The 14,492-nt window shown below is 67.1% G+C and carries 7 protein-coding genes; 3 read left to right on the forward strand and 4 right to left on the reverse strand.

Annotated elements, in window-relative coordinates; all coding sequences use genetic code 11:
- Positions 1-3 precede the first annotated feature (3 nt).
- A complete protein-coding gene (locus NX782_RS11300) occupies positions 4-1,641 on the reverse strand; it encodes an alpha-amylase family glycosyl hydrolase (RefSeq protein WP_258845550.1) in 1,638 nt (545 codons plus the stop codon).
- 381 nt (positions 1,642-2,022) lie between these two features.
- Between NX782_RS11300 and NX782_RS11305 the strand changes: the two genes are divergently transcribed.
- Both NX782_RS11305 and NX782_RS11310 read left to right on the forward strand, forming a co-directional pair.
- Positions 2,023-3,573, forward strand: a complete 1,551-nt coding sequence (locus NX782_RS11305) for a POT-type proton-dependent oligopeptide transporter (RefSeq protein ID WP_258845604.1) — start codon at positions 2,023-2,025, stop codon at positions 3,571-3,573.
- A gap of 146 nt (positions 3,574-3,719) precedes the next feature.
- A complete protein-coding gene (locus NX782_RS11310) occupies positions 3,720-6,458 on the forward strand; it encodes an alpha-1,6-glucosidase domain-containing protein (protein ID WP_258845551.1) in 2,739 nt (912 codons plus the stop codon).
- A gap of 78 nt (positions 6,459-6,536) precedes the next feature.
- Here NX782_RS11310 and NX782_RS11315 read toward each other — a convergent pair whose 3' ends face one another.
- Positions 6,537-8,327, reverse strand: coding sequence for an FAD-binding oxidoreductase (locus NX782_RS11315; RefSeq protein WP_258845552.1), 1,791 nt, complete (start codon positions 8,325-8,327; stop codon positions 6,537-6,539).
- A 259-nt stretch (positions 8,328-8,586) separates the two neighbouring features.
- Between NX782_RS11315 and NX782_RS11320 the strand changes: the two genes are divergently transcribed.
- On the forward strand, positions 8,587-10,788 hold the full coding sequence (locus NX782_RS11320; protein ID WP_258845553.1) for a TonB-dependent receptor plug domain-containing protein: 2,202 nt from the start codon (positions 8,587-8,589) through the stop codon (positions 10,786-10,788).
- Between the two features lie 187 nt (positions 10,789-10,975).
- Here NX782_RS11320 and NX782_RS11325 read toward each other — a convergent pair whose 3' ends face one another.
- Entirely contained in the window at positions 10,976-12,841 is a 1,866-nt protein-coding gene (locus NX782_RS11325) for a glucokinase (protein ID WP_258845554.1), read from the reverse strand.
- 150 nt (positions 12,842-12,991) lie between these two features.
- Entirely contained in the window at positions 12,992-14,491 is a 1,500-nt protein-coding gene (locus tag NX782_RS11330) for an MDR family MFS transporter (protein WP_258845555.1), read from the reverse strand.
- Between the last annotated feature and the right edge of the window lies 1 nt (position 14,492).

A 14,492-nucleotide genomic window follows, 5' to 3' on the forward strand; every position in this document is an offset into this window, starting at 1 on the left:
GGCTTACACCTTCGCGGCGACGCTGCCGAACCAGCCACCGTAAGGCGGCAGGGTCACCGTGGTACCAAGCACGTCGCCCGCCAGGCCGTGGCCTTCGAGCTTCGTCGCGCCGGCCGCTTCAGGCCACTCGAAGCTCAGCGGCTGGTCGGTGACGTTGAACACCGCCAGCACCGACGGGTAGCCCGGCAGGTCGCGGCGCAGCGCCAGCGCCTGTTCCGGCACGTCGAAGAAGACGATTTCGCCGCGGGTGATCTGCGGCATGGTGCGGCGCCAGTGGATGATCCTGCGCTGGAAGTTCAGCATCGACTGCGGATCCTTGTCTTGCAGGTCCTCGGCCAGCGGCAGGTGCTCGGCCGGCACCGGCAGCCACGGCTTGCCGGTCGTGAAACCGGCATGCGGCGCCTCGGCCTTCCACGGCATCGGCGTGCGGCAGCCGTCGCGGCCCTTGAACTCCGGCCAGAAGGTGATGCCGTAGGGGTCCTGCAGCAGTTCGTAAGGGACGTCGGCTTCCGGCAGCGCCAGCTCGTCGCCCTGGTACAGGCAGGGGGTGCCCTTCAGCGACAGCTGCATCGCCAGCACCAGCTTCGACAAGGCCGGCGTGACTTCACCGTTGGCCCAGCGCGTCGCCACGCGGATCGCATCGTGGTTGCCGACCGACCAGGAAGCCCAGCCATCCTTGACACGCGCGTTGAATTCCTCGACCTGCTTGCGGATGTGGGCACTGCTGAATTCCGGCGTCAGCAGGTTGAAGCTGTAGGCCATGTGCAGCTTGTCGCCGCCCTCGGTGTACTCGGCCATCTGGGCCAGCGCATCGTCGGACGAGACTTCGCCGATCGACACCGCGCCGTATTCGTTCAGCAGCGCGCGCACCTTCTGCAGGAAGGCGATGTTCTCCGGCTGGGTCTTGTCGTAGATGTGGGCCTGCATGCCGTAGGGGTTCACGTCGGTGACGGTCGAGGTGTCGCGCACCAGGGCCGGCGGATTGCTGCGCAGCTGCTGGTCGTGGAAGTGGAACACGCAGGCGTCCATGCGCACGCCGTCGACGCCGCGCTCGAGCCAGAAGCGCAGCGCGTCCAGGTGGGCCTGCTGCACTTCCGGATTATGGAAGTTGAGCTGCGGCTGGCTGACCAGGAAGTTGTGCATGTAGTACTGCTTGCGGCGGGTGTCCCACTGCCAGGCCGAGCCGCCGAACACCGACAGCCAGTTGTTCGGCGGGTTGCCGTCCGCGAGCGGCTCGGACCACACGTACCAGTCGCTCTTCGGATTGTCGCGGCTGGAACGGCTCTCGACGAACCACGGGTGGGCGTCGGCGGTGTGCGACATCACCTGGTCGATCATGATCTTCAGGCCCAGGCTGTGCGCCTTGGCGATCAGCGCGTCGAAGTCGGCCAGGGTGCCGAACAGCGGATCGACGTCGCAGTAGTCGGAGATGTCGTAGCCGAAGTCCTTCTGCGGCGACTTGAAGAAGGGCGACAGCCAGACGATGTCCACGCCCAGGCTGGCGATGTAATCGAGCTTGGCGGTGATGCCCGGCAGGTCGCCGACGCCATCGCCGTTGGTGTCGAGGTAGCTGCGCGGGTAGACCTGGTAAATGATGGCTTCTTTCCACCACGGATTCTGAGCGTCGGAAGGGTTCGTCATGATGATGTCCGGTTAGTAAATTTTTACGCAATATACAGCATCGATACTGTGATGACAATTGTCACCGAGTTGGCGGGTTATCGTAAATATCGTTTTAAATCATCATCTTACGAATCTCGTGACTGAAGAATAATTGGCTTTGTAGTAGTCAAACTACAGATTCAATGTTAGGGTTGCGAACTTGCCGAAGAAGTTCTTGTTGCCAAGTTGAATAGGCTTGAATAGCATCGCGGCAGTACTACCCCACCACCGTCATTCCCGCGCAGGCGGGAATCCAAGTTCCGCCAACGAGTCGCAAAACTTGGGTTCCCGCCTGCGCGGGAACGACGATTACGGAGACGCCCAATGACCAAAAACCCAGCGCCGGTCCAAACCGGCCGCATGCCGCGCCAGATCCCCTTCATCATCGCCAACGAAGGCTGCGAGCGCTTCAGCTTCTACGGCATGCGCAACATCCTGACGCCCTTCCTGATCTCCTCGCTGCTGCTGTTCCTGCCCGAAGCCGAGCGTGCGGGCGAGGCCAAGCATGTGTTCCACACCTTCGTCATCGGCGTCTACTTCTTCCCGCTGCTGGGCGGCTGGCTGGCCGACCGCTTCTTCGGCAAGTACAACACCGTGTTCTGGCTCAGCCTCGTCTACTGCGCCGGCCACGCCTGCCTCGCCGCCTTCGAAGACAACGTCAAGGGCTTCTACCTCGGCCTGTTCCTGATCGCGCTCGGCTCGGGCGGCATCAAGCCGCTGGTGGCTTCTTTTGTGGGCGACCAGTTCGACCACACCAACAAGGACAAGGCCAAGGTGGTGTTCGACGCCTTCTACTGGATCATCAACTTCGGCTCCTTCTTCGCCTCGCTCCTGATGCCGATCTTCCTGCGCGACTATGGCGCGTCGGTCGCCTTCGGCATCCCCGGCATCCTGATGTTCATCGCGACGCTGGTGTTCTGGAGCGGCCGCAAGAAGTACGTGCACGTGCCGCCGAGCGCCGCGAATCCGCATTCCTTCCTCAATGTCGCGCGCACCGCCCTGCTGGCGAAGCGCGAAGGCGAAGGACGTCCGGGCCTGGCGGTGGCCACCGTCGGCGTGGTCGGCGCCGTGGTCTCGCTGGCCATGACGCCGAGCTGGGGCTTCGTGATCGCCGCCTGCACGGCGCTGGTGCTGCTGCTCGCCTTCGGCGGCATCGGCGTGTCGCTGCAGCTGGAGCGCGCACGCGGCCTGCATCCGGATGACGCGGTCGACGGCGTGCGCGGCGTGCTGCGCGTGCTGATCGTGTTCGCGCTGGTGACGCCGTTCTGGTCCCTGTTCGACCAGAAGGCCTCGACCTGGATCGTACAGGCCAATGCGATGCTGCGTCCTACCCTGTCGCTGTTCGGCAGCGAGTTCCAGTTCGAGCCGGCGCAGATGCAGGCCCTGAATCCGCTGCTGGTAATGCTGCTCATCCCCTTTAATAACCTGGCCGTGTTCCCGCTGCTGCGCAAACTCGGCTGGGAGCCGACCGCGCTGCGCCGCATGACGGCCGGGATTGCGCTGTCCGCCCTGTCGTGGGTGGCGATCGGCACGATCCAGGTCGCGATGGACGGCGGCACGCCGGTCTCGATGGCCTGGCAGATCCTGCCCTATGCCTTGCTGACCATGGGCGAAGTGCTGGTCTCGGCCAGCGGCCTCGAATTCGCCTACAGCCAGGCGCCCAAGTCGATGAAAGGCGTGATCATGGCCTTCTGGTACCTGGCGGTGACGGTCGGCAGCCTGTGGGTGCTGATCGTGAACGCCAGCGTCAAGAACGAGGCCGTGCTGGGCCACATCGCCAACACGGGCCTGGGCGTGATGGCCTTCCAGATGTATTTCTTTGCGGCCTTCGCCTTTATTGCCGCCCTTGTATTCGGCTGGTACGCGACGCGTTACCGCATGGTGAACAACTACTTGGTGGGATCTCGATAAACCTACTGCGCGTCGCCGAGCCGGCCTGCGATGCTCCGCTACGGCGGACCGGCCGTACCGTAAGTACGGCTGCGCTTCTCGGCCAACTCGGCTTCCGCTCGCTACGGTTTATCGAGATCCCGTTAAGCTAACTAAACACATATTTAATGACAAGAACCACCACCACCGCTGCCGGCCTGCTGGCCCTGCTCGCCGCCACCGGCGCCCACGCTGCCATCTCGCCCGAAGCCTGCGACAGCAAATCCTTCCAGACCGTGCTGAGCGCGGCAAATGCCAGTTTCGATGCCCGCGCCGTCTGGCTCGACCGGCGCCTGATCGCCTTCCCCGTCGCTGCGGCGGACGGCGTGTTCAAGCTCTATCACTCGCCCACCGGTGCGATCGCCGCGCCGGTCGGCGCCAAGGTGACGGGCAGCGCCGGCGCCCTGAGTCTCGGCCTGACCAAGGGCAGTGTACCGGCGCCGCTGGCGGAACGCTTCAAGTGGGTCGGCGCCGGTCCGGTGCTGCAGCTGAACGAAGACGACGTCGCCAGGATGGGCGAGCTGCACCGCCAGCAGCTGGTGCTGGTACAGGAAGACGCGCAGGGCATCGTGCGCGCGGCCACGCGCGTGCAGGTGGCGGGCGCACTGGACGACCTGTATGCGGCCGCCGGCAAGCTGGACAAGCTGGGCGTCGACATCACGCTCAATGGGCAAAACACGCGCACCGGCTTCAGCCTGTGGGCGCCGACCGCGCAGCAGGCCGCCGTCTGCATCTACAACACCGGCAGCAGCACTGCGCGCGCGGTGTACCAGATGCGCTTCGACTCCAGCACCGGCGCCTGGAACGCGCAGCTGCCCGGCGACCTGAGCGGCAAGTACTACAAATATGCGGTCGACGTGCCGGTCGATGGCGCGGGCATCGTGCGCAACCTGGTCACCGATCCCTATTCCATCAGCCTGACCGCCGATTCGAAGCGCAGCTATATCGCGCGCCTCGACTCGCCCAAGCTCAAGCCGGCCGGCTGGGACACGGCGCAGGCACCGCAGACGGTCAAGAACCCGACCGACATGGTGGTCTATGAGCTGCACGTGCGCGACTTCTCGATCAACGACGGCAGCGTGCCGGAAGCCCTGCGCGGCAAATACGCCGCCTTTACGCGTCCCCAGTCGAACGGCATGCGCCACCTGGCCGCACTGGCGAAAAACGGCCTGACCGACATCCACCTGCTGCCCGTCTATGACATCGGCAGCGTGCCGGAAGTCGGCTGCGCGATGCCGAAGCCGTCGGGCGGTCCGGACAGCGAGGCCCAGCAGGCGCTGGTGAAGAAGACCGCGGACACCGACTGCTTCAACTGGGGCTACGATCCCTACCACTACAACGCACCGGAAGGCAGCTATGCCACCGATCCGGCCGACGGTGCCCGCCGCGTGGTGGAATTCCGCGAGATGGTCGACAGCCTGCACAAGCTCGGCCTGCGCGTCGGCATGGACGTGGTGTACAACCACACCTTCATCGCCGGCCAGAACGAGAAGTCGGTGCTGGACCGCGTGGTGCCGGGCTACTACCACCGCCTGAATGCGACTGGCGGCATCGAACGCTCCACGTGCTGCGACAACACCGCCACCGAAAACCGCATGATGGGCAAGCTGATGATCGACTCGGTGGTGCTGTGGGCGACCCAGTACAAGATCGACTCCTTCCGCTTCGACCTGATGGGCCACCAGCCGCGCGCCGTCATGGAAGAACTGCAGCGCACCGTGAACGCGGCCGCCGGCCGCCCGGTCCAGCTGCTCGGCGAAGGCTGGAACTTCGGCGAAGTGGCCGATGGCGCGCGCTTCGTGCAGGCGTCGCAGTTATCTTTAAACGGCAGCGGTATCGGTACCTTCAACGACCGCACCCGCGACGCCGTGCGCGGCGGCTCGGCCGGCGATTCGGGCGAGGCGCTGTTCGCGCGCCAGGGCTGGATCAACGGCCTGGTGTACGACCCGAACGGCCATGCCGGACCGCACAGCGCGGCGGACCTGATGCGCAGCGCCGACATGGTGCGCGCCGGCCTGGCCGGTTCGATCCGCAGCTACCCGCTGCAGACCTTCGACGACAAAGTGGTCGCGCTGGAGCGCATCGACTACGGCGGCCAGCCGGCCGGCTATGCCAGCGAGCCCTCGGAAGTCGTGAACTACGTCGAGAACCACGACAACCAGACCCTGTACGACATCGACGTCTTCAAGCTGCCGGCATCGACCTCGAGCCAGGACCGCGCCCGCGTGCAGGTGCTGGGCATGGCCGTCGACGCCTTCGCGCAGGGCATCGCCTACTACCACGCCGGCATCGACGTGCTGCGCTCGAAGTCCCTGGACCGCAACAGCTTCAACTCGGGCGACTGGTTCAACCGCCTCGACTGGACCTACAAGGACAATTACTTCGGCACCGGCCTGCCCCCTAGCGAGGACAACGGCAAGGATTACGCGCTGATCAAGCCGCTGCTGGCCAACGCCGCGTTCAAGCCCACGCCTGCGGACATCGCCTTCGCGCGCGACGCCTTCCGCGACCTGCTGGCGATCCGCGCCAGCTCGACGCTGTTCCGCCTGCCGACATCCGCCGACATCCGGCGCCGCCTGCGCTTCTTCAACACCGGCTCGACCCAGACGCCGACCGTGGTCGCGGCCCACCTGGACGGCGAAGGCTATCCGGGCGCGAACTTCAAGGGCATCAGTTACTTCATCAACGTCGACAAGGTCGGGCACACGGTCACCGACGCGCAGGCAACCGGCAAGGCGCTGCGCCTGCACCCGGTGTTCCTGTCGCCGGGCGTGGCCGACAAGCGCGCGACCCAGGCCAGCTTCGATCCGGCCACCGGGTCGTTCAGCATTCCGCCGCGGACGGCGGTGGTGTTTGTCGAGGACTGAGGCTCGTCCGTAGCGATAACGTAGGGTGGGCTCCCCGAGCCCACCACAACGCCGGCGCCGCAGCAAAAGCGGCATGGCTCAACCCTTGCGCATAAACCCGTCCACGCTCCAGGCTTCGCTGCCGACGCCATGGCGCACCGTGAACAGCCCCTCCGGATCGTAGCGCTGCTTGATCTTCAGGAGCTTCGGGTAGTTGGCGCCCCAGTAGGTGTCCTGCCAGCGCGCCTGGAAGAAGTCGCTCTCCGACACATAGGCGCCGGCGTCCGGCGCGACCTTGCGCAGCGTGTCCATGGCGGCGCGCACTTTGGCGGCGCGCTGGCGTCCGTCCGGCTGGTCGATCTGCGCGCCCGGCATGCCCGGGTAGGCCGGTCCGTCGCCGCAGGCGATGATGGCCAGTGCGAAGGCGTCGAGCACGCCCGGGTGCGTCGCGGTGTTGCGCGCGGCGGCCAGCACCTCGGCCGGCGCGCCGTACAGGCCCTTGTTGAAGTGCAGTCCCACCTCCCACTGCTGGGCGGCGTCGAACAGGCCGTCCGCCAGCCGCGCCAGGCCATCGCCCTCCAGCAGCCGGCCCGGCAGCCAGGTCGATTCGAAGCCGTGGATGTACCAGCCGGCCTGTCCGCGGTCGCCCTCCCATACCGCGTAGTGCGCCGGTGCGCCTTCGCGGCTGTCCCGCACCATGTTGCCCGGCACGGTCTTGTCCCAGAAGCCGGCGTCCCAGAAGCGGCGCGCCGGCACCGCCAGAAACAGCGGCTCTTCGAAGCTGTAGTCCTTGCTGGTCCGCGCCCAGTCGAACAAGGGCTTCCACGCGGCTTTTGCCTGCGCCTGGTCGAGTCCCTGGAACACCATCGACAGGCGCAGCTTGCGACCATCGCGCAGCGCCACCTGTTCGCCCCAGTGTTCGTTGCACAGGTTGTCGCGGTAGAAGGCGAGGAAGCGCGCGATCAGTGCGCGGTAGGCCGCGGGGTTGGCGGCTTCGATCTCGCCGCGCATGCCGCCGAAGTGGTCCGGCAATGCGTGGGTACGCAGGGTCATGCGCGTGACCACGCCGAAGGTGCCGCCACCGCCGCCCTTGAGCGCCCAGAACAGGTCCGGATTGGTGTGCGCATTCGCGATCCGCACCTGGCCGTCGGCGGTGACGATCTCCGCTTCGAGCAGGCTGGAGGCCGCGGTGCCGTAGCGCTTCGAGAAGCTGCCGAAGCCGCCCCCCTGCACCAGGCCCGGCACGCCGACCGTGGTGCAGCCGCCGCCCTGCACATAGCGCCCGGCCCTGGTGGTCACCGCGGTATAGGCGTCGATCCACATGGCGCCGGCGCCGATGCTGACCGCCGGCACGGCCTCGCCCGCGCTGCCGCCCTGCGGCACGAAGGCATCGATCACGGTGACGGCGTTCATGGCGCGCGGCCAGACCAACAGTGAGTCCGGCGCGTTCGAGCCGCCCTTGTAGCTATGGCCGCCGCCCTTGACCACCAGGCGCAGCTTGTGGGTGCGGGCGAAATCGACGGCGGCGGCGACGTCGGCGCTCTCGCGTGCCGCCACCGCATAGGCGCTGGGGCGCGACTGCCATGCGTCCTGCCAGCCGCTGGTCTGGGTGAGCGCGGGATGGTCGCCGATGAAGTAGGGGTTCTTGATCTGCTCGCGCAGGGCGGCGCAGCTTGCGGCGTCGGCAGCGCAGCCGGCAAACGGCGACGCCAGCTTCAGCAGCCGGCCCGAGGTCGCACGCTGCAAGCCTTCCCATGCGGCCGCACTGGGCCAGCCGGCGGCACCGGGGCGCACCCTGGTCAGCACCGTCCCTGCGCGCGCCGGTCCGGGCAGGCCGCCGGCCATCAGCGCCGCACCCAGGGAAGCCTTCAGTAGTTCACGTCGTTTCATGTCCCATCCCTTGTTATTGGTGTCATTGATGCAAGCCTGAACCATCTCCTTTTTGCCGGCAAACGCTTTGTGGCGAACCGGGATGCCAGGGTGGCGAACCGGCATTGTGGCCGACCGACGCTGCGATGGGTACCTGCAAGAATTGACATCCAGGGTGGGTATCGCAGCGAAATATACCAACTGATAGCAATTACTATTGCACTCATTAGGAAGTTAACGGTAAATTGTGAGGAAGATAATTTCCCATGCGAGGATAACGATGCCGACAAACCGCCCCTGCCATGCTTTTTCTTCCGCGCCTGCCGCTGGGCTGCGGCACGCCATGTGCCTGGCCCTGCTCCCTGCCCTGCTGGCCACGGCCATGTCCGCCCATGCGCAGCAAGCGCCGGCGCCGACCGTGACCGTCGAGGGCAAGCTGGCCGGCTATGACGCGCGCCGCGACGACACCGCGATGAAGATCGTCGTCAAGCACGATGAGCTGGTGCGCTACGGCGATACGAACCTGCTCGACGTCCTCAAACGCATCCCCGGCGTGACGGTGAGCGGCAGTGCCGGCCGTGGCGGCGAGATCCGCATGCAGGGCCTGGGCAGCGGCTACACGCAGGTGCTGGTGAACGGCGAGCGCCCGCCCGGCGGCATGCTGGTCGAGACGCTGGCGCCGGACACGGTCGAACGCATCGAGGTGATGCGCGCGCCGACTGTCGAACACTCGACCGCGGCGATCGCCGGCACCATCAACATCGTCCTCAAAAAGACGGTCCGCAAACCCGAGCGCGAACTGAAGCTGGGCGCCGCCATCGGGCGCGACACGCGCAGCCCGGATGCCAGCCTGCGCGTGGCAGACCGCAACGATGCCATGTCCTGGGACCTGGCGGCCAGCCTGGTGCACAACCGCTTCCGCGGCGAGGTGCCGGGCCGTGAGGAAGCCAGCGACGCCAGCGGACGCGCGACCCTGCTGCGCACCACCGCAAGCCACGAGGAAGGCCGCATGACGACGCTGAATCTGATACCGAAACTGGCCTGGAAGCTCGACGGCGGCGACACCCTGGACCTGGAGAGCTACCTGAACCTCAACCGCTTCCACATCGACGTGAACGCGCCCACGGCCACCCTGCTCGGCGCGCTGTCGCCCTACCCGGACAAGCGCATCGCCATGGGCAACGACAACGACACCGTGCGCAGCACGCTGCACTGGATGCACGCGTTCGCATCCGGCGCCAGGCTGGATGCGAAGCTGGGCGCGTCCGCTGGCCGCACCGACAACACCAGCACCCGCACGGCCGGCGGCAATCCGGAGGTCGAGCCGCTGACCCGCACCATCGCCTCGCGCGGGCGCGACCGCGGGCTGCAGACCAGCGGCAAGTTCACGGTGCCGCTGATCGACAAGCACGCGCTGGCGGTGGGCTGGGAAGGCGCCTGGGATCGCCGCAGCGACGCGCGGCTTGAAACGGATTACCTGGATCCGGCGGCCCGCATCCCCGGCGGCGACGAGCACTACACCGGCCACGTGGCGCGGCTGGCGGCTTATGCGCAGGACGAGTGGGAGGTCACGCAGCGGCTGTCGGCCTACCTCGGCGCGCGCTGGGAAGGGGTGCGTATCCGCGCCGCGGGCAACACCTTCGGCAGCGCGCGCTCGCAATCGAGCGTCTTCAGTCCGGTGCTGCAGATGCTTTACAAGCTGCCGGGCACCAGGGAAGACCAGCTGCGCTTCGGCGTGTCGCGCACCTACAAGGCGCCCGGCATGGACCAACTGCTGCCGCACCGCTACACCTCGGTCAACAACAACCCGGCCGAGCCGGACACCGAGGGCAATCCGCACCTGAAGCCGGAGCTGGCGCTCGGCATCGACGCCGCCTGGGAGCACCACTGGGCCGAGGGCGCGCTGCTGTCGCTGAGCGCGTCCGCGCGCCGCATCGACGATTACGTGCGCCCGCTGGTGTCGTTCGAGCATGGGCGCTGGATCTCGGTGCCGGCCAACGTCGGCAAGGCGCGCACCCGCAGCCTGCAGCTGGAAACAAGCTTCCCGCTGGCCGCGTTGATGAAAGCTGCGCCGCCGCTCGAACTGCGCGCCAACCTCGCGCGCAACTGGTCCAGCGTGGATGGGGTGCCGGGCCCGGACAACCGGCTCGACGAGCAGTTGCCGTTCTCCGGCAACCTCGGCGTCGACTGGAAGGGCGAGCGCGCGAGCGCGGGAGCGAACTTCGGCTTTCGCAGCGGCGGGCGGGTGGCGGTGACGGCCAACGAGACCGTCTGGCTGCACGCCCAGCGCGACCTGGAACTGTATGCCGCCTGGCGGCTCGACAAGACCAGCCAGCTGCGCCTGAGTGCCGCCAACCTGCTGGGCATGGACATGGTCAACGAGCGCAGCTACCTGGACACGGCCAGCGGCACGCTGCTGCGTAACCGGCTGGCCATCCTCGGGCATCCGAGCCTGCGGCTGACGCTCGAGTCGCGTTTCTAGAGCGCGGTTCTAGACGATCGCCGGATGGGTCAGGCCGGAGCTGAGCGCGCACAGCATGATCAGCGTGGCCATGATCGCCAGACGCTTGATGTCATCCGGGTGCATCATGTGGCTCTCCAATGGGGGAATATCCGCCCATTGTGTAGTGCCGTACGGAAACGTTCTTTGATCCAGCTCGCTTACGTCATCAGATGTCCAGGTGCGAGATCAGCAGGCGCCGGCGCTCGTTGTCGCCGTCCCCATGCTCGCCGCCATTCTCCTGCCCCAGCGAGATCCCGACCGCCATGATGTCGATGAGGAGCAGTTGCAGGATGCGCGAGATCATCGACAGGAAGGTGGTCGAATCTTCGCTGTGGTCGACCGCCAGGCAGATGCTGGCCTTCCTCGCCAGCGCCGATTTGCTGCTGGTGATGGCGATGACGTCGGCGCCGGCCGCGCGCGCGGTATCGACCGCGGCCAGCAGCTCGGGCAGCTGGCCGGTAGTCGAGATCGCGATCACGACATCGCCCGGTCCCAGCAGCTCGGCGGCCAGGCTGAAGAGATGCGAGTCGCCGTAGGACGAGGTCGGGATACGGAAGCGGAAGAACTTGTGCTGGCCGTCCAGCGCCACCACGCGCGAATTCCCCATCGCGTAGAACTCGATGCGCTTGGCGCGGCGCAGGAGTTCGATGGCGCGGTCGATCGAGTTCACGTCGAGCTGGTCGCGGAATTTCAGGATCGCCGATACGGTGTTGTCGATGACTTTGGCCGACAGATCGTGGGTGCTGTCGGTCATGCGCACCTGGCTGTGGCGCACCGGGATGGTGCCGGTCAGGCTGCCCGCGAACTTGAGCTTGAAGTCGGCCAGGCCGGAAAAGCCCAGCGAGCGGCAGAAGCGGATCACGGTCGGCTGGCTGACGTCGGCCAGCTTCGCGATCTCGGCGATCGGCTCGGACAGCACCTTGCGCGGATGCTCCAGCACCAGGGTCGCGACGCGCTGCTCGGCCGGCGAGAGTTCGTGCTGCAGGTGCTGCACGCGCTCCATCAGCGTATTCGCGCCGGTGCGGCCGCGCAGGTGTTCGGACAGGATGCTCGCCACGCCGTACAGCGCCGGATTCGGCGTCATGATCACGTAGGTCGGGATCTGCGCCAGGTAGCTCGAAAAGCGGCCCTTGGCTTCGAAGCGCGTGCGGAACGGCGATGTCTCGAACCACTGCGCCACGCGCGGCACGATGCCGCCGCCGATGAAGATGCCGCCGAAGGCGCCGAGCGTGACCGCCAGGTTCGCAGCGGCGCCGCCCAGCATGCCGGCGAAGCACTCCAGCACCTCCAGGCACAGCGAGTCCTTCTGTTCGAGCGCGCAGCTGACGATGTCGGCGGCGTTGCGCGCGGGGGCATCCACGCCATTCCTCTGCGCCAGCGCGCGGTAGATGATCTCCATGCCGGGGCCGGAGATCAGGCGCTCGTTCGACACGTGCTGCCACTCGCGCCAGGCGTATTGCAGGATCGCGAATTCGCGCTCGTCGGCCGGCGCGAAGTTGACGTGGCCGCCTTCGCTGCCGAGGGTGACGAAGCCGTCCACCGTCGGGATCACGCCCGACACGCCCAGGCCCGTGCCCGGCCCCAGCACGCCGGCGACCGCATGCGGCTGCGGCTTGCCGCCGCCGATCTGCAGCAGGTCTTCCGGCTTGAAGCCCGGCAGCGCCATCGCCAGCGCCGTGAAGTCGTTCACGATCAGGAGCGTGGTCAGGCCCAGCGCGCGGCGCACCTCGTCGGTCGAGAACTGCCAGTCGCGGTTGGTCATGCGGATGAAATCGCCGCTGATCGGATTGGCCAGCGCGAAGGCGGCATGGCTGATGCGCACACCGCCAGTCTGCGCCAGGTAGGCGTTCAGCAGCGGCACGATGCCGGGGTAGTCGTCGCACAGCAGCACGGCGACGTTGCGCAGCACGCCGGGCGCGCTCTCGAGGGCGAAGCGGGCGTGGGTCGCGCCGATGTCGGCCAGCAGGCGTGGACCGTCGGCGTAGGCGGCGCGGGGTTGCTTCTGTTCGGTGGTGTCGGGCTCAATGGTCATTTCCGTAGAATACCATTGATTGAATGACACCAAAACCGCTAAAACGCCGTTCCCGCTCCCGCCGTCGTCCCCGCGAAGGCGGGGACCCAAGTTTGCATGCGTTTCGACAGCGCCCAGAACCTTGGATCCCCGCCTCCGCGGGGATGACGGCTACTCCGCCTGCGGAGGCTGCGGCGCCGCCGCCCCCTCCACCCGCACCTGCGGCATGAACAGCAGCAGCACCAGCGCCGCCAGCACGATCACGGTGCCGGCGCCGAAGATATTGGCGATCGCATGGCGGTAGACCTCGCGCAGGGCCGGCGCCAGCACCGTGCCGGAACCCGCCGCGGCGGCCTGGGCGATGCCGTGTTCCTGCAACTGGTGCGCCAGGATCGCGCCGGAACCGGTCACGCCGAGCAGGCCGCCGAGCGAGCGGAAGAAGGTCAGCATGGCGGTGCCGACGCCGCGCCGCGCCGGTGCCAGGGCGCTCTGCACGACGATGGTCATGTTCGGCATCACCAGGCCCAGGCCGGCGCCGAGGAAGAAGATCGGCGGCTCGATGAACCAGTAACCGCGGCCGCTGGCCATGGCCCAGGTCAGCGCGGCAAACGCCGCCACCGCCACCGCCAGGCCCACCACCTGCACTTCCTTGTACTTGTTGGCGCGCGCCACGGCGCGGCCGATCAGGGCGGAGGCAATGATCATCCCGACCATCATCGGCACCGTCAGCATGCCGGAATGGGCCGGGCTGGCGCCCATCACCAGCTGGAAGTACAGCGGGAAGAACACGCTCGAACCCATCAGGCCGACGAAGCTCAGCGCCATCACCACGCTGGCCAGGTTGAAGACGCGGTTGCCGAACAGGTCGGGCGGCAGCACCGGCTCGGCGGCGCGGCGCAGGTGCACCACCAGCCAGGCGCCCAGCACGACCGTCAGCGCGGCGCAGACCTTGATCTCGGGCGCGTCCCACGGCCACTCGGTGCCGCCCAGGGCCAGGATCAGCAGCAGCGAAACGATGCTGGTGGTGAGCAGGATGGAGCCGAGGTAATCGATGCGATGGGCGTGCGTGATGACCGGCTTGCGCAGCGAGCGCGCGATGGCCCAGCTGGCGAAGGCGCCGATCGGCAGGTTGATGAAGAAGATCCAGTGCCAGGACAGCAGGTCGGTCATGAAGCCGCCCAGCACCGGCCCGAGCACGCTGGTGACGGCGAACACGATGGCGATCGAACCCTGGCGCTTGGCGCGGTCCTGCGGCGCCACCAGGTCGGAGATGATGATCTGGGCCAGCGGCATGAAGCCGCCTGCGCCCATGCCCTGGATCGCACGGAACACGATCAGTTGCGTCATGCTGCCGGCCAGGCCGCACAGCACCGAGCCAAGCAGGAAGGTGGCGAGCGCCGTGAAGATCATCGGCCGCCGGCCGTACTGGTCGGCCATCTTGCCGTACAGGGGCATGGTGGCGGTGGAGGCCAGCACGTAGGCGGTCACCACCCACGACAAGTGGGCCATGCCACCCAGGTCGGTGACGATGCGCGGCAGGGCCGTGGCGACGATGCTCTGGTCGAGCGCCCCGAGGCCGAGGACGGCCATCAGGGCGAAGTAGACGGCGCGGATCTCCTTTTCGGTGACCGGCGCCGGGGCGGGTGCGGTGGCGTGCGGATTCTGGGTCATG

The sequence above is a fragment of the Massilia norwichensis genome (genome assembly GCF_024753245.1).
Lineage (GTDB): Bacteria > Pseudomonadota > Gammaproteobacteria > Burkholderiales > Burkholderiaceae_D > Telluria > Telluria norwichensis.